General features: G+C 71.0%; 23 protein-coding genes. 14 read left to right on the forward strand and 9 right to left on the reverse strand.

Annotation, left to right across the window (positions count from 1 at the left end):
- Positions 1-6: 6 nt before the first annotated feature.
- The 5 genes from FYX01_RS02400 (at position 7) to FYX01_RS02420 (ending at position 4,189) form a co-directional block, all read left to right on the forward strand.
- Complete coding sequence (locus FYX01_RS02400) at positions 7-384, forward strand: hypothetical protein (RefSeq protein ID WP_150237048.1); 378 nt, start codon at positions 7-9, stop codon at positions 382-384.
- Positions 374-1,969: a sensor histidine kinase gene (locus tag FYX01_RS02405; protein ID WP_150237309.1), complete on the forward strand. Its 1,596-nt coding sequence runs from the start codon at positions 374-376 to the stop codon at positions 1,967-1,969. The genes FYX01_RS02400 and FYX01_RS02405 overlap by 11 nt, the downstream gene beginning before the upstream one ends.
- The gene (locus tag FYX01_RS02410) at positions 1,966-2,625 is read left to right on the forward strand and encodes a response regulator transcription factor (RefSeq protein ID WP_150237050.1); all 660 of its coding nucleotides are present in this window, start codon (positions 1,966-1,968) and stop codon (positions 2,623-2,625) included. Before FYX01_RS02405 ends, FYX01_RS02410 begins: the two co-directional genes overlap by 4 nt.
- An 83-nt stretch (positions 2,626-2,708) precedes the next feature.
- Positions 2,709-3,323: a DUF4956 domain-containing protein gene (locus FYX01_RS02415; RefSeq protein ID WP_150237052.1), complete on the forward strand. Its 615-nt coding sequence runs from the start codon at positions 2,709-2,711 to the stop codon at positions 3,321-3,323.
- Positions 3,320-4,189: a polyphosphate polymerase domain-containing protein gene (locus tag FYX01_RS02420; protein WP_150237054.1), complete on the forward strand. Its 870-nt coding sequence runs from the start codon at positions 3,320-3,322 to the stop codon at positions 4,187-4,189. Before FYX01_RS02415 ends, FYX01_RS02420 begins: the two co-directional genes overlap by 4 nt.
- Positions 4,190-4,244: 55 nt before the next feature.
- On the opposite strand, the gene FYX01_RS02425 is transcribed toward FYX01_RS02420, so the two are convergent.
- Positions 4,245-4,487 (reverse strand): PLD nuclease N-terminal domain-containing protein, encoded by a 243-nt coding sequence (locus FYX01_RS02425; protein WP_150237056.1) that lies wholly within the window; start codon positions 4,485-4,487, stop codon positions 4,245-4,247.
- A gap of 448 nt (positions 4,488-4,935) precedes the next feature.
- On the opposite strand from FYX01_RS02425, the gene FYX01_RS02430 reads away from it, so the two are divergent.
- A complete protein-coding gene (locus tag FYX01_RS02430) occupies positions 4,936-5,448 on the forward strand; it encodes an SRPBCC family protein (RefSeq protein WP_150237058.1) in 513 nt (170 codons plus the stop codon).
- A 96-nt stretch (positions 5,449-5,544) separates the two neighbouring features.
- Here FYX01_RS02430 and FYX01_RS02435 read toward each other — a convergent pair whose 3' ends face one another.
- The gene (locus FYX01_RS02435) at positions 5,545-6,309 is read right to left on the reverse strand and encodes a phosphatase PAP2 family protein (protein ID WP_150237060.1); all 765 of its coding nucleotides are present in this window, start codon (positions 6,307-6,309) and stop codon (positions 5,545-5,547) included.
- Positions 6,310-7,053: 744 nt separating this feature from the next.
- Here FYX01_RS02435 and FYX01_RS02440 point away from each other — a divergent pair.
- The 7 genes from FYX01_RS02440 to FYX01_RS02470 all read left to right on the forward strand — a co-directional run bounded on the left by FYX01_RS02440 (position 7,054) and on the right by FYX01_RS02470 (position 14,511).
- Entirely contained in the window at positions 7,054-7,731 is a 678-nt protein-coding gene (locus FYX01_RS02440; protein ID WP_150237062.1) for a GntR family transcriptional regulator, read from the forward strand.
- 469 nt (positions 7,732-8,200) lie between these two features.
- The gene (pdhA, locus tag FYX01_RS02445; RefSeq protein WP_150237063.1) at positions 8,201-9,310 is read left to right on the forward strand and encodes a pyruvate dehydrogenase (acetyl-transferring) E1 component subunit alpha; all 1,110 of its coding nucleotides are present in this window, start codon (positions 8,201-8,203) and stop codon (positions 9,308-9,310) included.
- A 13-nt stretch (positions 9,311-9,323) separates the two neighbouring features.
- The gene (locus FYX01_RS02450) at positions 9,324-10,337 is read left to right on the forward strand and encodes an alpha-ketoacid dehydrogenase subunit beta (RefSeq protein WP_150237065.1); all 1,014 of its coding nucleotides are present in this window, start codon (positions 9,324-9,326) and stop codon (positions 10,335-10,337) included.
- 15 nt (positions 10,338-10,352) lie between these two features.
- A complete protein-coding gene (locus FYX01_RS02455; RefSeq protein ID WP_150237067.1) occupies positions 10,353-11,687 on the forward strand; it encodes a dihydrolipoamide acetyltransferase family protein in 1,335 nt (444 codons plus the stop codon).
- 261 nt (positions 11,688-11,948) lie between these two features.
- Positions 11,949-12,725 (forward strand): cupin domain-containing protein, encoded by a 777-nt coding sequence (locus FYX01_RS02460; protein ID WP_150237311.1) that lies wholly within the window; start codon positions 11,949-11,951, stop codon positions 12,723-12,725.
- A gap of 76 nt (positions 12,726-12,801) precedes the next feature.
- Positions 12,802-13,377, forward strand: coding sequence for a TetR/AcrR family transcriptional regulator (locus FYX01_RS02465; RefSeq protein WP_150237069.1), 576 nt, complete (start codon positions 12,802-12,804; stop codon positions 13,375-13,377).
- Positions 13,378-13,449: 72 nt separating this feature from the next.
- Positions 13,450-14,511: an SDR family oxidoreductase gene (locus tag FYX01_RS02470; RefSeq protein WP_150237072.1), complete on the forward strand. Its 1,062-nt coding sequence runs from the start codon at positions 13,450-13,452 to the stop codon at positions 14,509-14,511.
- A 2-nt stretch (positions 14,512-14,513) separates the two neighbouring features.
- Here the strand turns inward: FYX01_RS02470 and FYX01_RS02475 are convergent, their stop codons facing one another.
- Together FYX01_RS02475 and FYX01_RS02480 are read right to left on the reverse strand one after the other, a co-directional pair.
- Positions 14,514-15,161: an endonuclease gene (locus FYX01_RS02475; RefSeq protein WP_150237313.1), complete on the reverse strand. Its 648-nt coding sequence runs from the start codon at positions 15,159-15,161 to the stop codon at positions 14,514-14,516.
- A gap of 176 nt (positions 15,162-15,337) precedes the next feature.
- Positions 15,338-15,688, reverse strand: coding sequence for a PLD nuclease N-terminal domain-containing protein (locus FYX01_RS02480; RefSeq protein ID WP_150237073.1), 351 nt, complete (start codon positions 15,686-15,688; stop codon positions 15,338-15,340).
- Between the two features lie 372 nt (positions 15,689-16,060).
- Here FYX01_RS02480 and FYX01_RS02485 point away from each other — a divergent pair, with 372 nt between their 5' ends.
- On the forward strand, positions 16,061-16,804 hold the full coding sequence (locus FYX01_RS02485; RefSeq protein ID WP_150237076.1) for a GntR family transcriptional regulator: 744 nt from the start codon (positions 16,061-16,063) through the stop codon (positions 16,802-16,804).
- 102 nt (positions 16,805-16,906) lie between these two features.
- Here the strand turns inward: FYX01_RS02485 and FYX01_RS02490 are convergent, their stop codons facing one another.
- From FYX01_RS02490 to FYX01_RS02510, 5 genes are all read right to left on the reverse strand, one after another.
- Entirely contained in the window at positions 16,907-17,968 is a 1,062-nt protein-coding gene (locus FYX01_RS02490) for an aspartate-semialdehyde dehydrogenase (protein ID WP_150237078.1), read from the reverse strand.
- Entirely contained in the window at positions 17,965-19,236 is a 1,272-nt protein-coding gene (locus FYX01_RS02495) for an aspartate kinase (RefSeq protein WP_150237080.1), read from the reverse strand. The genes FYX01_RS02490 and FYX01_RS02495 overlap by 4 nt, the downstream gene beginning before the upstream one ends.
- Before the next feature lie 179 nt (positions 19,237-19,415).
- A complete protein-coding gene (gene recR / locus FYX01_RS02500; protein WP_150237082.1) occupies positions 19,416-20,015 on the reverse strand; it encodes a recombination mediator RecR in 600 nt (199 codons plus the stop codon).
- Between the two features lie 196 nt (positions 20,016-20,211).
- Positions 20,212-20,565, reverse strand: a complete 354-nt coding sequence (locus FYX01_RS02505; protein WP_150237315.1) for a YbaB/EbfC family nucleoid-associated protein — start codon at positions 20,563-20,565, stop codon at positions 20,212-20,214.
- 155 nt (positions 20,566-20,720) lie between these two features.
- Positions 20,721-21,065: a MerR family transcriptional regulator gene (locus FYX01_RS02510; RefSeq protein ID WP_150237084.1), complete on the reverse strand. Its 345-nt coding sequence runs from the start codon at positions 21,063-21,065 to the stop codon at positions 20,721-20,723.
- Positions 21,066-21,133: the final 68 nt, after the last annotated feature.

The raw sequence follows: 21,133 nt of genomic DNA on the forward strand, positions 1-21,133 counted from the left end.
GTGGATATGAGATCACCACTGCTGTTGCTGCTGGCCGGTGCCGCGGCGGCCGCCCTGGTCGCGGGCGCGGTCCTGGTGTGGGCGGTGACCGGACGGACTCCCGAGACCGCTCCCCCGGGCGAGGTCGTGGTCGGGGAGTCCCCCGCCACCAGCCCCCTCCCGTCCTCCGACGAGGGAGTCGTCGCTCCCCCGCCGCCGGTCACCGACCACGACGTCGACGGGACCCCGGACGAGGACGACCCCGACCACACCGAACCCCCGGCGACCCCCTCCCCGACTCCCGGCCAGACCCCCACCGTCACCTGCGGGGACGATGGCGACGATGATGATGACGACGACTGCGACGACTGGGACGACGGCGACGGGGACGATGATGACGACTGAGGACCGCTTCGACGGGGGCTCTCCGACGGTGGACCTCGGCGGCGTCCCCGGAGGGGATGCCCGGAACGGATCCGAACGCACGGCCGTCCACCCCACGATGGTCCTGGAGGGGCCCCAGCCCGAGACGCCGCAGCGGCGCCGCGTCCCGGCCCGGCTCCTCATCATGGCCTGGGTCGTCCTGCTCATGGCCGCCGTCCTCGCCCTGGTCAACATCCTCACCTGGAGCGCGCTCACCACCAGGAACGCCGAGCGCGTCGACCGTGCGCTGTCACAGGAGATCAGCGAGTTCCAGAAGTTCGCCGCCGACGGCTCGGATCCCGACACGGGCGAACCCTTCACCGACGTCTCCACCCTCGTCCAGGTCCACCTGGAGCGCCAGTACCCCGACCGGGCCGAGATCCTGTTCGGCTGGGTGGAGGAGCCGGCCGTCCCCGACGGGGGCGCGGGCGGCGCCCCGGAAGCCACCGCCGAGGCCGTGCGCATCCGGCAGGGCCAGGAGCCGCCCTTCGACGTGTCCACCGATCCCGCCATGGTCGCCTCCGTCCTGGAGTCCCCCGGCGCCCGTGGGGCACTGGACACCCCCGCCGGTCCCATGCGGTGGGAGAAGATCCGCGTGCTGCCGCCCGGGGCCGGTGCCTCGGGCTGGTTCGTCATCGGCTACTTCACCGAAGCCGACGAGGACACGGTCGTGGCGACCACGCAGACGATCGCGATGGTCAGCCTGGTCGGACTGCTCGCCGCGGGCACGGCCGCCTGGTGGGTGGCGGGCCGCATCCTCGCACCCGTGCGCCTGGTGCGGCAGACCGCCGCGTACATCACCGAGGAGGACCTCACCCGGCGCATCGACGTGTCCGGGCGCGACGACATCGCCGCCCTCGCCGAGCAGTTCAACAGCATGCTGGACCGGCTGGAGGGCGCCTTCACGGCCCAGCGCCGGTTCGTCGACGACGCCGGGCACGAGTTGCGCACGCCCATCACCATCGTGCGCGGCCACCTGGAGCTGATGGGCGACGACCCCGAGGAGCGGCGCGAGGTCGTGCGCCTGGTCACCGACGAACTGGACCGGATGGGCCGGATCGTGGAGGACCTGCTGCTGCTGGCCAAGGCCCAGCAGCCCGACTTCCTGCGTGTGGAGGAGGTGTCCCTGGCCGAGCTGACCAGCGACATCGACGCCAAGGTGCGCAGGCTCGGCGACCGGGACTGGCGACTGGAGTCGATCGCCGAGGGGACCGCCCCGCTGGACCCGCAGCGCGTCACCCAGGCCGTGGCGCAGTTGGCCGCCAACGCGGTGCGGCACACCGAACCGGGTTCCCAGCTGCGCGTGGGCTCCGCTCTCAGCGGCGGCGACGCGCTGTTCTGGGTCGCCGACCGGGGGCCGGGCATCCCGGTCGAGGAGCACGGCCGGATCTTCGAGCGCTTCTCCCGGGGCGGGGGCGCGACCAGGGGGGACCGGGGCGCCGGTCTGGGCCTGGCCATCGTCCGCGCCATCGCCGAGGCCCACCACGGGCGCGTCGACCTGCGTTCCGCACCGGGCGCCGGCTCCACGTTCACCCTCGTCATCCCCATCGGAAAGGGGTACGCGTGAGTCGCATCCTCATCGTCGAGGACGAGGAGCGGATCGCCTCCTTCGTCCGCAAGGGCCTGGACGCCAGCGGGTTCACCACCACCGTGGTGGGCACGGGGGCGGAGGCCGTGGACTACGCGGTGACCGGTGGCTTCGACCTGGTACTGCTGGACCTGGGCCTGCCGGACACCGACGGGTTCGACGTGCTGCGGCGCGTGCGCTCGCTGGGCGTGGACGTCCCCGTGGTCATCCTGACCGCGCGCGACGGCGTGCGGGACACGGTGACCGGGCTGGAGATCGGGGCCGACGACTACGTGACCAAGCCCTTCCGGTTCGAGGAGCTGCTGGCCCGGGTGCGGCTGCGGATGCGCGCGGAGCGGCCCGCCGACCTGACGGTGCTGCGGACGGGCGGCCTCGCCCTGGACCTGCGCACGCGCCGGGTGGCGGTGGAGGGGGTCTCCGTGGACCTGACCGCGCGGGAGTTCGCCCTGATGGAGTTGCTGATGCGGCACCCGGGGCAGGTGCTCACCCGGCAGCAGATGCTGTCGCACGTGTGGGGCTACGACTACGACCCCGGATCGAACGTGGTGGACGTGTTCGTGCGCGCGCTGCGCCGCAAGGTGGGCACGGAGCGGATCGTGACCGTGCGGGGGATGGGGTACCGGCTGACCGGATGACGGTGGGCCCGGAACGGCGCGGATGAGGGTTCCCTCATCCTGCTCTCATGGGCGCCTCACCGCCCGTTCGGAGGATGGCCACCATGTTCTGGTTCGCCTTGGCGGTCAACACGACCGCGGTCACGGTCCTGTCGTACGTCCTCTACTTCCGCCGCCACGGTCGGCGTGACCTGCTGCTGGCCTACGTGGCGCTCAACACCGGCATCTTCGCCGTGGTGTCCATGCTGACCGCACGGGAGGTCGGCCTGGCGGTCGGCTTCGGCCTGTTCGGCGTACTGTCGATCCTGCGGCTGCGGTCGGACCTCATCAGCCAGGGCGAGATCGGCTACTACTTCACCGCGATCGCCCTGGGCCTGGTCAACGCGGTGGCGGTGCAGACGCCGTGGGTGCTGCTGGGCCTCAACGCGCTGCTGCTCACCGGCCTGTACGCGGCCGACCACCCGCGCCTGCTCGCGCGGCACGAGCGCCGCCTCCTCACCCTGGACGTGGTGCACGAGGATCCCGTGGCGCTGCGGCAGGACCTGGAGGCGCGGCTGCGCGCACGCGTGAAGAGGGCCGAGGTCACCCAGGTCGACTACGTGCGCGACCTGATGGTCGTGGACGTGCGCTTCCAGGTGCCCCGGGCCGTGTCCGCTCCCCCACCCGCACGCGGGTGGTCCGGCTCCACCACGCCGTCGGGCCGGGCGGGCGGGCGATGAGCCCCGCCGCCCCCGCGCCCGCCCGGGGCCGCCCGGGGCCGGGCACGTACTCCCCCGCGGTCCCGGACGTCCTGGCCGCCCTGGCCGCCCTGCGGCCGGTGTCGCTCGCCGAAATCGAGGAGCGGGCCGCCCTGGTCACCCGGACCTGCCGCAAGTACCTGGTGCCCGCCGAACTGCTGGAACCGCTGTTCACGGGTGCCGAAGACCGCTTCGGGGTGCTGGCGATCGACGGGCGGCGGGATTTCCGTTACTCGTCCACCTACCTCGACACCCCCGGGCTGCGGACCTTCCATGACCACCGCCAGGGGCGGCGGACGCGCTTCAAGGTCAGGACGCGCACGTACGTGGACACGGGGACGCGCATGTTCGAGGTCAAGCTCAAGGGTGCGCGCGGGATCACCGACAAAGTTCGGACAAGGTACGCGGGGCCGCCGGACCGCCTGGTCCCCGAGACCCGGAGGTTCCTGGACGACGTCCTGCTCTCGTACGGCGTGGAGCCGCCGGACGTGCTGGAGGCCAGCGCGGTGACCGACTACCGGCGCGCCACGGTCGTGGCGTTCTCCGGCGAGGAGCGGGTGACGGTGGACACCGGCCTGACCGGGTACCGGGGAGGCTGGTCGGTGCGGACGCGCCCGGACGTGGTGCTGCTGGAGGTCAAGACGCGCGGCGGGCTCACCGCGACCGAGCGCAGGCTGCACGGGTTCGGGTTCCGGGAGGCGCGCTTCACCAAGTACGGGGCGACGGTGGCCGCCCTGGAGCCCCGGCTGCGGGGCAACCGGTGGCACCGGGCGATGGACGCGTGCCTGGACCACCCGGCGCTGTGCGCCCCGGAGCGTGCGCGGGTGGGCGCGGACCCTCACGCGTGACTCCCCGGATCCGGCCGGCGGGCGTTCCGGGCACCGGGTCGGGATTCGACCGTCCCTACCTGGAGAGGGCCTTGGGCCGGCCGACGAGGAACCACAGGGCGGGTCCGACGAAGGGGACGACGAGGCTGATGACGATCCACAGCGCCTTCATCGGACCGTCGAGCCGCGAGTTCAGGACACTCACCAGAGCGGAGACGAGGAGCAGGGCGCCGACCACGCTGATGATGACGGACCACTCGGGGACGAACCCGGGCAGCAGGGCCTCCGTGGGGGAGGTGAGTAGGGTCACGGCGCGCATAGGGGGTTTCCTTTCCGAACTGCCGGATGCACGGAAAGGATTCTTTACCCCCGCACGGGCCGACTACCCGTCCCGGAGCCCGTTTCCGCCGTGATCTTGTACCCACGCCGGGTCTCGGCGCCGCGGATCCAGGCGGTCGCCGCGGCGGGGAAGCCGTTGGGAACCCACGCTCGGCGAGGCGCGCATCGCCTGACCTGTGTGAAGGTTTCACGTGAAACCTCACGGAGGCCGGGAGGGAAGGCGGCCACCGTCCCGTATCCGATCGGGACGGTGGCCTGTCGCGAGGCCCCTCCCGCCACGGCGGGGCTTCCCGATCTACTGAATGTTCCCGGGACCAGCGCCACCACTCGCGTTGGCGGGGACGTCCCCGGCGCCCCGGGCCCCGGTCGCGGGTTCCCTCCAGGCGACGCCGGGGTAGGCCGACTCCGAGAACGGCGCGGAGAGGACCATGGCCGAGAGAGAGACCGACGAACGCGGGTTCCTGAGCGGACCGCACACCACCGAACGCCCCCGCTCCACGAGTACCGCGGTCTACACGGCGCGCTTCGACGCACCGCCCGGCCGGGTGTTCTCGTTCTGCACGAGCAGGTCGGGCTTCGAGGACTCCATGCCGGGCGGTGTGAGGGTCCTGCACTGGCCCGGACGGGGGTTCGCCGAGGGCGAGGTGATGGTGCTGCGCTGGCGCCTGGCCGGTGTGCTCCCTGTGCGCTGGGTCGGCGTCATCGACTCCTTCGAGGACGGTGTCCGCTTCACCGACCTGCAACTACGCGGCCTGTTCCGGTATTTTCGGCATACCCATTCGGTTGAGCCGGAGGGGACCGGAACCTTCTACACCGATCGGGTGGAGTTCGCCAGCCGCTTTGGCCTTGTTATGGACAGGACAGTTCTGCGGTTTGTGATGAACCGAATGTTCCTCACACGTCTGGCCCGGATGCGGGAACTGCTGGAGGGCGAGGGCTGACACCGTCCCAGGCGGGACCGGACGAAGGCCCGGAGACGGGGAGCGCCCGCCGGATCGGGTCCGGCGGGCGCGGTACTCCGTGGGCGGCCCGGAGGCTCACTCCCTCGTGGGGAGCGGGTCCTGCCGCCCGCCGTACCAGGGCCACCACTCGACGGTGCGACCGTGCGGGAACATCCGGTCCAGGCGGATGGTCACCCGCAGCGCGAAACCGCCCGCGAACATCCCCGCCACCAGGTCCGTGAACCAGTGGAAGTGCAGGTAGATCGAGACCGTGGACTGCAGCACGGCGATACCGACGATGCAGTACGCCAGGCGCCGGATGATGTGCGGCCGGGCCGCGCCGAACCGGATGATCAGGAACAGCACCACCCCGTAGATGAGGATCGCGTTCGCGCCGTGCCCGGAGGGGAAGGCCACGTTGCCCGGTCCCAGGAAGAAGTCCGGGTCGAAGTTCTTGGCGTGCCCCCGGTTGATGCCCAGTTTCATCACCGAGACCATGGACATCATTCCCACGACCCCGACCGCGCTCAGGACGATCGGGCGCCAGCTGCGGTGCCAGTAGGCCAGCTGGAGCGCGGTGACGCCCAGGACCGGCAGCGCGACGGCACGGGAGGCGACCGTGTCCAGCCAGTGGATGAGCGGGTCCCGGAGCAGGTCCCAGTAGGGCCGGGGCAGCTCGTTCAGGAAGTTGTCCACCGGGTGCAGCGGCCCCGCGGCGAGCATCGTCATGACGATCAGCGCGACGGCGAGCATGATGGCGACACGGTCCGAGGCCAGACCCCACGCGATCTCGCTCACACTCGGCCATCTGACCGCGCGCACGACAGGTGGCCCGGGGGCGTACTCGGTGGTACGCACCACGGGGATGGGTCCGCTGTACGGTCCCGCGGCCGGGAGCGGCCGCGTTTCCCTGTCGTATGGCTTGGTCAACTGCCTGGCCCGTGGATGTCGTCGGGTCCTCGGAGAGTGCGTCATGTGCTCAGTGCTGTCTCACGTGTCGTGGCCTTGCCTGTGGCACTCGTGAAGCGTGGGGGGATGGGCTAGCCGTGGTTGCTGGAACTGATCCGACGTCCTCAGGGTCGACTCGGAGCGGACTGCGGAGGATGGACGCCTCCGCCCACTTCCGTTCGACGGCCGGTCCTTGGAACTGGTTCACCGCGTCGTGGCCGGCCGTCGGCGGGATCGGCGTCCGAGACACGGGGGCAGGGGGCTGACATTGGCGTCCGCGTCGCACCGCGCACCTCCATGATGTGGTGGGCGCAGGTCAGGGCGCTCCCATCGGTCTCCTCACCGTCACGTGCGTCACGCTCCGTACGGCTTTGTGTGAATATCGCCGACAGATGAGCCTACCTGGACATTCCCCCGCAGCGGGGGTGTGGTCGCACACGTATCTTCTCCTCCACCCCGGACTCTGCCTGAAACCCCGGTGCCGGGCAGCGACGGTTCACCGCCATGCGACACGTTCGTGAGCCTTCCGTTAGCGGTTCGAGGCCTGCCGTCCGGTCGACCCGCGCGTGTGTGGCACTCTTCAAGGAGTCTGTACGACGCTGAGCGAGCCGGTCCGCGCACAGGCCGTGCGCTGGCCGTGGAACGGAAGGGCCCTGGATGGTCGACCTGCCACAGTTGCCGGATGATCCCTCGAAACTGGCCCGTGAGCCGTTGAGGGAGCAGATCCGGCAGGTACTGGTCGAGGGCCTGCTGTCCGGGCGCTGGCAGCCCGGGGAGCGGATCGTGGAGCGCCGCGTCGCCACGGAGCTGAAGGTGAGCCAGGCGCCGGTCCGCGAGGCCCTGCGCGAGCTGGAGACCCTGCGCCTGATCGAGACGGTTCCCAACAAGGGCGCCCGGGTCAGGGCCTTCGGGGTCCAGGACATGGCCGAGATCTACCCCGTCCGCGCCGGACTGGAGCTGGTCGCCGCGCAGCTGGCGGCGCCCCGGCTGGCAGCCGACCCCGCCCCGCTGGAGCGGGAGGTGGAGGCCCTTCGGCGGGCGACCGCGCGGGGCGACGTGTCCGAGCAGATCCGGCACAGCGTGGAGTTCCACCGCGAGGTCGTGCGCGCCGCCGACAACAGCGTCCTGCTGCACACCTGGGAGTCGTTGGGCGTGGAGGTGTGGACCGCCCTGTCGGTGCGCTGGCTGAACATGGAACTGCACGCCAAGGCCGCCGACCACGCCCAGATCACCCAGGCCTTCCGCGAGCGCGACCCCTCGGTGGGGCAGATGCTCAGTGACCACGTCCTCAACTACGTGGAGGCGGCGCTGCAGTCCCACCAGGGCGTGCACTGAGGAAGTCCGCGCCCCGCGTGTGACCTGCCCCCACGCGCCCGTCCCGGCCGTCTCGCGTACAGTTGTATTGATCGATCATCGATCAGACCGTAGAGTAGGCGCGACGCATGTCACACACGTGGTACCCCTCCCGGTCACCCTGAGTCGTTCATCCGGCCGGTGGACGAACCCGGGTGACCGACACCGTCGCGCCAGGTCCCGGATGCATAGGCCGATGCAGACCGGGAAGCAATGCGGTCAGGGATCCGGCGGACAACTGCACACGAGACCCCACCACCAGCGCTTCGCCTCCGGGGAGGACGAGCCACGCTCCCCGGAACGCGCCCCGCAACAGCCACAGAGCACCGACGCCCATGAGCCGGGCGGAGGCGCACGCCGTGATCGCGTCCGACAGCGTGACCACGGCGGGCCTGGCACCCCGGTCCACAGACCGGAGCGACGGGCCTTCTCGCACGTAGAAAGGCACACCATGGCTGACACGGCCAAGCCGAAGGGCCGCACCGCCGCCAGGTCCTCAGGGACCCGTCGACGCGGCCGCAAGGACACCTCCCCCGGCATCGCCGACGAGAAACCCGACACCCTCCTCGACTACTACCGCCAGATGATGTTCGTCCGGCGGTTCGAGGAGCGCACCGCCCAGGCCTACACCCAGGCGAGGATCGGTGGATACTGCCACCTCAACCTCGGCGAGGAGGCCACGGTCGTCGGCCTGATGACCGCTCTGCGCGAGAGCGACTACCTGTTCACGAACTACCGTGACCACGGGTACGCGATCGGCAAGGGCATGGACCCCAAGCGGGTCATGGCCGAGCTCTACGGGCGCGTCGACGGCGTGTCCAAGGGCTGGGGCGGTTCCATGCACATGTTCGACACCGAGACCCGCATGCTCGGCGGCTACGGCATCGTCGGCGGGCAGCTGCCGCTGGCCGCCGGTGCCGCTCTCGCCATCTCCTACCGGGGCGGCGACGAGGTCGTCATGTGCCAGATGGGCGACGGCACCACCAACATCGGCGCCTGGCACGAGACCCTCAACATCGCCAAGCTGTGGAACCTGCCGATCGTCTTCGTGGTGGTCAACAACTTCACCGGTATGGGCACCACGGTCGAGATGTCCTCCGCCGAGCCCGACCTGTACAAGCGCGGCGCCGCCTTCCGCATCGAGGGTGAGCGCGTGGACGGCCGCGACGTGCTCGCGGTCCGCGACACCGCCGCGCGGCTGGTCGAGCGCGCCCGCGAGGAGCAGGCCCCCTTCCTGCTGGAGGCGTGGAGCTACCGGATGAAGGGCCACTCGGTGGTCGACCCGGCCAAGTACCGCAGCGACGAGCAGAAGGAAGAGGCGCGGTCGCGGGAGAACGACCCGATCGCCCTGTTCGGCGAGAAGCTCACCCGGGAGGGCATCCTCACCGACGAGCTGCGCGACGAGATCGCCGCCGCCGTCAAGGCCGAGGTGGCCGAGGCCGCGGAGTTCGCCGAGAACAGCCCGCACCCCGAGGTGTCCACGCTCTTCGACTACACCTACGCCACCCCGGTGCCCAACGAGTCCACCCGCATGCCCGCCGACCCGGTGTTCGCGGAGTAGGGAAGGAACCCACATGTCTGTGATCACTTACCGCCAGGCTCTGCGGGACACCCTTCGCGCCGAGATGGTCCGCGACGAGAACGTCCTCGTCATGGGCGAGGAGATCGGCGTCTTCGAGGGCTCCTACAAGATCACCGAGGGCCTGCTCAAGGAGTTCGGCCCCCGGCGGGTCAAGGACACCCCGATCGCCGAGGAGGGCTTCGTCGGCGCGGCCGTCGGCGCGGCCATGCTGGGCCTGCGCCCGGTCGTCGAGCTGATGACGATCAACTTCTCACTGATCGCCATCGACCAGATCATCAACCACGCCGCCAAGATCTACGGCATGTTCGGTGGCCAGAAGAGCGTGCCCATGGTCATCCGCACGCCGGGCGGCGGCGGTCAGCAACTCGGTGCCACGCACTCGCAGAACATCGAGCTGTTCTACTCCTTCATCCCCGGGCTGAAGGTGCTCGCTCCCAGCACCCCGGCCGAGGCCTCGGAGATGCTGCGGGCGGCCATCCGCGACGACGACCCGGTCCTGTTCCTGGAGAACCTGGGCCTGTACAACTCCAAGGGCGAGGTCGCCGACGGCTACGCCGAACCGGAGAACGACTCCGTCGCCACGATCGGCCGCGCCAAGGTCACGCGCGAGGGAAGCGACATCACCCTCATCGGCTACTCCCGGATGGCGATGGTGGCCAACCAGGTCGCCGGGAAACTGGCCGAGGAGGACATCGACGTCGAGGTCGTCGACCTGCGCAGCCTGCGCCCGCTCGACCGCCAGACCTTCGTGGACTCGGTCAGGAAGACCGGTGCCGCGGTGATCTGCGAGGACGACTGGCTGACCTACGGGATCGGCGCGGAGATCGCCGCCTCGATCCAGGAGGGCGCCTTCGACTACCTCGACGCCCCGGTCCGCCGGGTGGCGATGGCGGAGGTCCCCATGCCCTACGCCAAGCCGCTGGAGACGGCGGCCCTGCCGTCGGTCGATTCGATCAGCACCGCCATCAAGGAGACCCTGAGCGCCGTCGGCAAACGGGTCGGGTAGAGGGAGATTCCAAGCATGAGCGAGATCCAGATGCCGCGCCTCTCCGACACCATGGAGGAAGGCGTCATCAGCACGTGGGTCAAGAACGTGGGCGACAAGGTCGCCTCCGGTGACGTCCTGGTCGAGATCGAGACCGACAAGGCCGTCATGGAGTACGAGGCCTACGAGGACGGCTTCCTGGTCAAGCAGTCCGTCTCCGAGGGCGACACGGTGCCGATCGGCGCGGTCATCGGTGTGATCGCCGACTCCCCCGACGCGGTGCCCGAGGACTCCGGTGACGGCGGCGCGGAGCAGCACGCCGCGCCTCCCGAGGAGGAGCAGGCGGGGAAGGCCGAGGAGCTGAAGGAGGCGGCCGAGGGCTCCGGGGCCGGAGCCGAGGAGTCCGCGGGGAAACCCGCCGAGGCACCCGAGACGCCTGAGCCCGCCGAGGGCGCTCCGCGTCCCCGCACCTCCCCGCTGGCCCGCAGGCTGGCCAGGGAGTACGGCCTGGACATCACGAGGATCAAGGGGTCGGGCCCCAAGGGCCGGATCGTGCGCGCCGACATCGAGGCCGCCCGGGAGGGCGGCGCCGCCGGGGGGACCGCTCCCGCCGCCGCGTCCGAGGGAGAGGCCAGGCCCGCCGCGGAGAAGGCGGCGACCGCTCCGGCCTTCGACGACGGCCGCGACTCCGAGGAGCTCAAGGTCAGCAACGTGCGCAAGGTGATCGCGCGCCGCCTGACCGAGAGCAAGCAGACGGTGCCGCACTTCTACCTGCGCCGCACGATCGACGCCGAGGCCCTCAAGGCCTTCCGCGCGCAGATCAACGAGCAGCTGTCCAGCACGGGCGCGAAGATCAGCTTCAACGACCTGATCGTCAAGGCCTGCGCGACGACGCTGAAGCTGCACCCGGAGGTGAACACCTCGTGGGTGGACGACAAGCTGCTCCAGCACCGCCGGGTCAACGTCGGCGTGGCCGTGGCCGTGGACGCCGGGCTGGTCGTGCCGGTGCTGCACGACACGGACAAGGCGACTCTGTCGGAGATCTCCACGCGCACGCGCGAGCTGGCGGGCAAGGCCCGTGACGGCAAGCTGAAGCCGCAGGAGATGAGCGGGGGCACGTTCAGCGTGTCCAACCTGGGCATGTTCGGCGTGGACAGCTTCTCCGCGGTGATCAACCCGCCGGAGGCGGCCATCCTCGCGGTCGGCGCGATGCGCCAGGAGCCGGTGGCCGTGGACGGCGAGGTGACCGTGCGCAACCGGATCTCCCTGGAGCTGTCGGTGGACCACCGCGCGGTGGACGGAGCCGTGGGCGCCGCCTTCCTCAAGGACCTCGCCGAGATCCTTGAGGAGCCGATGCGGATCATCCTGTAGCCACGGGAACCGAGACAGCGGCGTCCTCGCTGTCGGACGCCCCGGCCGGAGACGGCCGGGGCGTCCGTCGTTCCCGGTGCCCGACGCCGTGGGGATCGGCGGACGTCGTCCACAGGCTGTGGACAAGTGGACGAGCGGACACACGGACAAGCGGACGAACGGACAGGCCGACGAGTCGACATGGCGACGAACCCACAGGGCGACGAGTCGACCGGCGGGGGCACGTCCGCTGACGGCCCGAGCCGGTGTACGGTCGGCCGCATGCCCCGTGTGCTGCACATGACCGAGCTCGAACGCTGGGCCTCCGGCGGCGACGTCGAGGCCGACTCCCTGCGCGCCCAGGGGTTCTTGCACGCCTCACCGGACGAGCCCGCGCTGCTGGCGGTGGCCAACACGCTGTACGCCGAGGCCGCGGGCCAGCTGGTCGCCCTCGTCGTCGACACCGACGCGGTCGGCTGCGAGGTGCGCTGGGAGGCGGCCGACCCCGCCCCGCCGCCGGGCGTGGGGGACGACGTCCTCTTCCCGCACGTCTACGGACCGATCCCGCGCGCGGCGGTGACGGGCGTGCGCTACCTGCGCCGCGACCCCTCCGGCCGGTACACCGGGGCCGAGGAGCGGTCCGCGACCGCCGAGGCGCTGGACCTGCTGCCCCACCCCGAGGGCGGCTGGTACCGGCGGACCTGGAGCAGCGGGGTGACGGTCCGCCCCGACGGCTACCCGGGGCCGCGGCCCACCGCCACCGGCGTCCACTTCCTGCTGGGTCCCGGGGAGGAGTCGCGCTGGCACCGGGTGCACTCCGACGAGGTGTGGTCCCTCCACCGGGGCGGCCCGCTGCGGCTGGAGCTCGGCGGCACGGGGGCCGCACCGGAGCCCGGCGGACAGGTGGTCCTGGGCCCGGCGGTCGAGCGTGGCGAACACCTCCAGGCGGTGGTCCCGGCCGGTACCTGGCAGGCCGCACGGCCGATGGCCGGCGAGGAGGTCCTGGTCAGCTGCTTCGTGTCCCCGGGCTTCGACTTCGCCGACTTCGAGGCCCTCTGACCAGCCCTCGCGAGGGTGCTTCACCGGGGCTCCCGCCCGCGTTGCCAAAATATGTAGATCAGTCTATTATTCGACCATGGGAAGCAAGGGAGAGGCCACGCGGTCCCGGCTCGTCGCCGGAGCGCGCGAGCTGATCGAGACACACGGGTACTCGGGCACCGGCCTCAACCAGGTCCTCGCCGTGAGCGGCGCGCCCCGGGGCTCCCTGTACTTCCACTTCCCCGGGGGCAAGGACGAACTCGTCGCGTCCGCGATCGAGGAGTCGGGCTCCGAGGTCGGTGCGCTGATCGAGGAGATCGCGGACCGGGCCCCGGACGCGCGCGGGACCGTCCTCGGCCTGCTCGACGCCTTCGCCGCCAGGTTGGAGGAGTCGGACTTCACCAGGGGGTGCCCGCTCGCCGCGACGGCGCTGGACGCCTCGGAGGCCGACGACACGGTGCGCGAGAGCTGCCGGAGGGTCTACACGTCCTGGCAGCGGGCCCTGGCACGGCGGCTGGCCGCGGAGGGGCGGGGAGCCGCGGACGCGGACGCCGACGCGTGGTCCGTGCTCTCCCTCGTCGAGGGTGCGCTCCTGCTGTCCCGATCGACCCGCAGCCTCGCGCCGCTGCACCACGCCCGCGACGCGGTCGCGCGCCTGCTGCCCGGAGCCTGAGCGAAGGACCGGCCCGCCCGGATCCGCACTCGTGTCCAAATAATATGTAGATCGATCCACTTAGGAGTTCCCATGTCCCCGAGACCCGACGGCCACCGGCCGGACACCCTCGTCCTGGGCGCGAACGGATTCATCGGCCGCTGGCTCACGGCCGAGCTGCTCGGCTCGGGCAGGAGCGTCGCGGTCGGCACCCGGAGCGCTTCCAGCGCGCGGGAACTGCTCGACTGGCTGCACGGACACGCCGTCCCCACCGACCGGCTCCTCCCCGTCCACGCCGACATCACCCTTCCCGGACTCGGCCTCGACGACGCCACCGCCCAGGCGCTGGCCGACGTCCGGGACGTGTACAACTGCGCGGCGCTTTTCCGCTTCGGCCTCACCCGGGGCGAGGCCGGGGCCGCCAACGTCGACGGTGCGCTGAACGCCCTCCGTTGGGCCGCGGGGCGCGAACGTCTGCGGCGCGCCGTCCACATCAGCGGTTACCGGGTGGCCGGGGTGCCCGGCTCCGCCACGGGAACCGGAGGCGAGGACATCGGGCGCGCGTACCGCGAGCACGGGCCCTACGAGGCGTCCAAACGCGAGGGCCACGAGGCCGTGCGTGCCCTCGCGGAGCGGGAGGGGATCGCGCTGAGCATCGTCAGTCCCGGATCGGTGATCGGCGACTCGACCACGGGGGAGGCCGGTCAGTACATCGGACTGGCCGAGAGCGTCGAGGATCTGTGGCGGGGCCGCCTGCCCGCGCTGCCGGGGAGCGCCGCGACCTTCGTTCCCGTGGTGACCGTCGACCACCTCGCCCGCTTCCTCGCCGCGGTCCCCGAGCACGACACCGGTGGTCCGAGTGCGCACTGGGTGCTCGACGACCGCACCCCCCACCTGCACGCGCTCCTCCGGGGCCTGGCCGACCACCTCGGTGTACGCGCCCCCCGCGTGGCCGTGCCCCTCTGGCTGCTGCGCCGGCTGCCCCGCGCGCTGACGGGGGTCGAGCCCGAGACCCTGTCGTTCCTGAGCGAGGACCGCTACGACACCGCGTCCGCCGACACCCTCGCCCGGGCGGCGGGGCTGGAGCACCCCCCGGTGTGGCCGGCCCTGACCCGCTGGGCCGACCGCCTGGTCGCCGACCGCTTCGGCGCCTGACCTCACCCCGCCTTCCCGCGGACCCGGCCAGCGAGGTCGTCGTCGCGCGCGACGCGGGCGAGCCCTGCGGCCAGGGGCGCGATGTCGTCCCCCTCCACGAGCTCGGCGAGCTTGTCCCCGTCCCCGGGCAGGCCGACCTTCCCGGCGCCGGCCAGGACGAGCCCGTCGGTGTAGGGCCGCAGCCAGGGCCACACCGCCTGCGCCTCGCGGCAGAAGATCGCGGCGCCCGTCGGTCCGATTCCGGGGAACTCCCCCAGTCCGGACTCCAGACGCCCGGCCTGCTGCTCGGAGCGCTCCCCGAGCCCGCGCAGGTCTCCCCCGTACTCCTCGCGCACCCGGTCGGCGCACTCGCCGAGCCTGGTGGCGGTGCTCTCGTCGTAGCGGACGTAGTGCCCCCGGCCCAGCGCGTCCACACGGTCCTGCCAGCTCAGCCCGGCCATCCCGTCGGGGGTCGTGCCGCCCGCCCCGTTGAGCTCGCGGGCGGCGGCGATCGCGATCCCGGCCGAGATGCGCGCGGACATCAGGTTCACCAGTACCAGCAGCTGCCACAGCGCGGCGGGTTTGTCCGCCATCCTGATCCCGGCCTCGGCGGCGAGGGTCGTCCCCGCCTCGTCCACCACCGCGCGGGCGATATCGGCGTGCTTGACCATCTCCCGGTCCCCTCCAGGCGTGATCGGCGCGTTCGTCACTGGTCTGGTACCCGTCCGACCGGCGCTGACGCGGTCGTCCACAGGGGCCTCCGCCGGCCTCCGGCACGTGAGAGCCCCGGAACACGGGTCCCCTCCCGGTTCCGGGGCTCTCCTCCGTACCGCCCGGCGCTCCCGGCTCAGGCGTGGCGCAATCCGTTGCTCCTCTGGGGCAGCGCGTCGCTGTGCTGTCCGACGCTGACCGGAACCGTGTGCCGCGCCCTCCCCCTGTCGATGCCGAGGAAGCGGTTGAGGTGGCCCCTCCTGCCCACCACGAACCAGGCGATCGCCCCCAGCACCGGAAACCAGAGGACGAGGGCGACCCACAGCAGCTTGCCTCCCCCGGACGTGTCGCGGTCGGCCAGCGCCGAGAGGACCGCCGCGAGCACCAGCACCACCAGGGCCACGGCGGTGAGCAGCAGGACCAGTTCCGTGGTCCCGCCCATCCAGACGACCGCCGTCTCCGCACGGTCCGCAAGACTCGTGATCATACTTCCCCCAAACAAGGCGTACCCATGTTATTACGCAGGGTAATTACCGGGGTATCCAGTCCCGCCTATTTCATGGTTTTCGGGCGTTTCCCTCAGCCTCCGACCGAGGTTCCGATTTGGTGGCGTACACCGCACGGGAGCACCTACTTTCGGGTAAGCCCCCCTACCAGGCCTTTTCGCTGCTTTACTGGGAACCATGGGCGAGCTTCGGCGATCTGGCAGGTTCACTCCCCTCCTCCCCACCGGAGACCCCACCGGCGACGGTGGCGGCACCGGCACCCGCGACCGCCAATCCGCGCGCACCATCACCCCCCGCGGGAAGCACAGAGGCCAACGGCGGACGGGAGGCACCGCGGCCGGGACCCTGTGACCATGGCCAGGCGACCCCGGTACCTCTGGCTGGCGGAACAGCTGCGCGAGCCGATCCTGAACGGGGAGATGCCGCCCGGTACGCGGCTCCCCTCCCGGACACGGCTGGCACGCTCCTACCGCGTCAGCGAGCAGATCTCCCGCACCGCGCTCCGGCTCCTGGTCACCGAGGGCCTGGTGGAGTCCCGGCCCGGGTCCGGATACTTCGTGCGCACCGTCCCCGAGGTCTTCCGGATCTGCAGGACCGACTCCTCCTCCGGCTCCGGCCTGGGGCAGCTCAGCCGTGAGGAGATCGGCACCGAGCAGGAGCAGTGCTCCTCACCGCTGAGCTCACGGCTCCGGCTGCGCGAGGGCGATCCGGTGTACCGCACCACCTCGCGGGGGCTGTCCTCGCGGATGCCCATCACCCTGCACCGGTCCTGGGAGCCCGCGGTCCTCACGGCGGGAACCCTGCGCGCCCCGTTCGACGGCGCGTCCGACGCCGGGCTGCTCGAACGGCTCAGCGCAGCGGGGTACCCCGTCGACCGTGTGACGGAGGAGGTGAGGGTGCGTGCCCTGCGCGACTCCGAGGCCTCCCTGCTCGGTTCGGCCCCCGGCATACCCGTGCTGGTGGTGGAGCGCACCCACTACAGCGGAAACCGGCCGGTGGAGACCTCCGACCTCATCGGGTCGGTCGAGCAGTGTCGACTCCTCTACAAACTGACGCTGGCCCGGCCCCGCCGCCCCGGCGACCCGCGGCGGTATTGACTCCGCACGAGCGGCGACCGGCCCCGGACGCGCGCGGGGGCGGTGACCGGTCAGAACCGGTCACCGCCCCCGTCGTTCGCCCTGGGGCCCCTGGCCCGCGGATCAGGCCTGGGTGAACTCCCGGGCCACGACCTCGGCGATCTGCGCGGTGTTCAGCGCGGCGCCCTTGCGCAGGTTGTCCCCGCACAGGAACAGGTCCAGCGACTTCGGGTCGTCCAGCGACTGACGGATGCGGCCGACCCAGGTCGGGTCGGTGCCCACGACGTCGGCCGGGGTCGGGAACTCCCCGTTGGCCGGGTCGTCCTGGACCACGACGCCCTCGGCGGAGCCGAGCAGCTTGCGGGCGGCGTCGCCGGTCACCTCGTCGGCGAAGGTCGCGTGCACGACCAGCGAGTGGGTGGTGACCACCGGGACTCGGACACAGGTGGCGGAGACGCGCAGGTCCGGCAGGCCCAGGATCTTGCGGGACTCGTTGCGGACCTTCAGCTCCTCCGAGGACCAGCCCTCGTCCTTGAGCGAGCCCGCCCACGGCACGACGTTGTAGGCCAGCGGCGCGGGGAACGGGCCCAGCTCGCCGACGGTGGCGCGGACGTCGCCCGCCTTCTCACCGAGGCTGCGGTCGGCACCGGCCTTGGCCATCTGGTCGCGCAGGGTGTCGATGCCCTCCTGGCCGGAGCCGGAGGCGGCCTGGTAGGAGGAGACCACGAGGTCGGTGAGGCCGTGGGCGCGGTGCAGGGCGCCGATCGCCACGATCATCGACAGGGTGGTGCAGTTGGGGTTGCTGATGATGCCGCGCGGGCGGTCGCGGACCTGGTCCGCGTTGACCTCGGGCACCACGAGCGGGACGTCGGGGTCCATGCGGAACGCGCCGGAGTTGTCGACGGCGACCGCGCCGCGGGCGGCGGCGACCGGCGCCCACTCCTTGGACACCTCGTCGGGGACGTCGAACATGGCGACGTCCACGCCGTCGAAGACCTCGGGAGCCAGGGCCTGGACCACGACGTCCTCGCCGCGCACGCTCAGGACCTTGCCCGCGCTGCGCGGGGAGGCGACGAGGCGGATCTCGCCCCAGACGTTCTCACGCTGGGTCAGGATGTCCAGCATCACGGTGCCGACGGCGCCGGTGGCGCCGACGACGGCCAGGGTGGGAAGACGGTTACTCATCGGCCGGTACCTCCGTACACGACAGCCTCGACCTGGTCGGCGTCGAGCTTGAACTCGCTGTGGGCGGCGCGAACGGCCGCGTCGATCTGGTCCTCCTCGACGATCACCGAGATACGGATCTCCGAGGTGGAGATCATCTCGACGTTGGTGTCGGAGGAGGCGATGGAGTCGAAGAAGCGGGCGGTCACACCCGGGTAGGAGCGCATACCCGCACCGATCAGCGACACCTTGCCGATCTTGTCGTCATAGCGCAGGGACTCGAAACCGACCTTCTCCTGTACCTTCTTCAGCGCGGCGACCGCCTCCTTGCCGAAGTCCTTGGGGACCGTGAAGGAGATGTCGGTGCGCGAGGTGGAGACCGCCGACACGTTCTGCACGATCATGTCGATGTTGATCTCCGAGTCGGCCAGGGCCTGGAAGATCGTGGCGGCCTCACCGACCCTGTCGGGCACCCCGACGACGGTGATCTTGGCTTCGCTCCGGTCGTGTGAGACACCGGAGATGATCGGCTGTTCCATGCCTTCGCTTTCCTCGACTGCTGGGACGACCCAGGTTCCGGGCTTCTGGCTGAAAGATGAGCGGACGTGCAGGGGGATGTTGTACTGACGTGCGTACTCGACACAGCGCAGGTGCAGGATCTTGGTTCCGCACGCCGCCATCTCCAGCATCTCCTCGTAGGAGATCTGAGGAATGCGTTGCGCGTTCGGCACGATGCGCGGGTCGGCGGTGAACACACCGTCGACGTCGCTGTAGATCTCGCAGGCGTCGGCGTCCAGGGCGGCGGCCAGCGCCACCGCGGTGGTGTCCGAGCCGCCACGACCCAGGGTGGTGATGTCCTTGCTGTCCTGGGAGACACCCTGGAAACCGGCGACGATACAGATCGCCCCCTCGTCCACGGCCTCCCGGATGCGGCCCGGGGTCACGTCGATGATCTTGGCGTTGCCGTGCAGCGACGTGGTGATGACACCGGCCTGGGAGCCGGTGAAGGACCTGGCCTCGAAGCCCAGGTTCTCGATGGCCATGGCGACCACCGCCATGGACATGCGCTCACCTGCGGTGAGCAGCATGTCGAGTTCGCGCGCGGGCGGCAGCGGGGACACCTGCTCGGCGAGATCGATCAGTTCGTCGGTGGTGTCGCCCATGGCCGAGACCACGACGACGACGTCATATCCCGCCTTTTTCTGAGCGACGATCCGCTGGGCTACTCGCTTGATGGCTTCCGCGTCGGCCACGGAAGACCCACCGTACTTCTGCACGATTAGGGCCACGATCGATGCTCCTGAGGAGTTGGGATCAAGACAATGAAATGGAGTGTAGCCAGCGACGTCCTCGTCGACCCCGTCCGACCTGCGGCGGGAGGGCGTGGCGTCTTGACACACCAGCGCTCGGGCTTACCCGGTCAGACGGAGGTTACTCGCGTTTCGGCTACATTAAGGCTGAGTGTGAGCTAGAACTCCAGGCTGCGACGGCCCTCGAAGGCGCGTCCGAGGGTGACCTCGTCGGCGTACTCCAGGTCGCCGCCCACGGGCAGGCCACTGGCCAGACGGGTCACCTTCAACCCCATGGGTTTGACCAGCCGCGCCAGATAGGTCGCGGTGGCCTCCCCTTCGAGGTTGGGGTCCGTGGCCAGGATCAGCTCCGTCACGTGACCGTCGGCCAGACGGGTCATGAGCTCCTTGACGCGCAGGTCGTCGGGGCCCACGCCCTCGATGGGGCTGATGGCGCCGCCCAGGACGTGGTAGCGGCCCCGGAACTCGCGGGTGCGCTCGATGGCGACGACGTCCTTGGACTCCTCGACCACGCAGATGATCGCGGGGTCGCGGCGGGCGTCGCGACAGATGCGGCACTGGTCCTCTTCGGCGACGTTGCCGCAGACCTCGCAGAAACGCACCTTCTCCTTGACCTCGACAAGCGCGTTGACGAGGCGTTTGACGTCCGCGTGCTCGGCGGACAGCAGGTGGAAGGCGATGCGCTGCGCGCTTTTCGGACCGACGCCGGGCAGCCGCCCGAGCTCGTCGATCAGATTCTGTACCGCGCCTTCGTACATCGCCTACCCACCAGGTCGGACCGGATGCTTCGGGGCGGCCCGTCTCCCCTCTGCCCACCGTATCCGTAGCGACGACCTGCCGGGTACACGGAGGCCCTCACCTGCGCACGGGCGTGCGCGGGTGCCCGAGCAGGCGCGCGGAACGGTCCCGGGAGACCCTTTCCGCGGCTGTCGGCCCGGGCCCCGTGGACACGGCCTAAAGGCCGGGGAGGCCGGGCATGCCGGGCATGCCGGGCATCCCGCCGCCGCCCAGGCCCTCGGCGAGCGGCCCCATCTTCTCCTGCTGGAGCTGCTCCACCTGCGCCTCGGCGTCGCGGATGGCCGCCAGGACCAGGTCCGCGACGGTCTGGGCGCTCTCCTCCGCGTCGGCGGTGTCGATCGCCTGGGCGTCGACGGCGATGTCCTCGACCTGCCCGCGCCCACTCAGCTTGACCTTGACCAGGCCTCCGCCGGAGGTGCCCTCGACCTCGGCCTCCTCCAGTGCCTTCTGGGCCTCCTCGAGCTGCTGCTGCATCTGCTGGGCCTGCTGGAGCAGGGCCTGCATGTCCATTCCGCCAGGGTTCACGGCCGTCTCCTCGCCGCACTCTCAGTGCTGGGTCTCGCTGTCATGTCGCTGTTGCTGTGAGCGTAACCGGTCATCAGCGAACATGCGGGCGTCACCGGCGGCCCGGGCGAAGCCGGTCCGGGATCCGCCCGCCGGCGGGCTCAGGTGGCGTCCCCGATCACCGTGTCCAACGCGCTCCTGCTCCTCTCCAACCGGCAGATGGCGGCGTCGACCCGCGCGCGCTCGGCCCGGAGCCCGTCCAGCAGGTCGGGGGCGGGCTCGCCTCGCTCGTGGGCGTACATGCACGGCATGAGCTCGCGCACGGTGTCGCTGTTGAGGCCCGCGGTGAACAGGCACTGGATGCGGTCGACCCGTTCGAGGGCGTCCGCACCGTACTCGCGGTGCCCGCCCGGGGTCCGGGTGGAGGCGAGCAGCCCCTGTTCCTCGTAGTAGCGCAGCGACCTGGGGCTGACCCCGGTCCGCCGCGACAGCTCACCGATACGCACCGATCCTCCTGTGATGTGCCGCACAAGGACTTGAACCTGACATCCATGTCAGATTCTACGCTCTTCCC

This window comes from Nocardiopsis quinghaiensis, assembly GCF_008638365.1.
Lineage (GTDB): Bacteria > Actinomycetota > Actinomycetes > Streptosporangiales > Streptosporangiaceae > Nocardiopsis > Nocardiopsis quinghaiensis.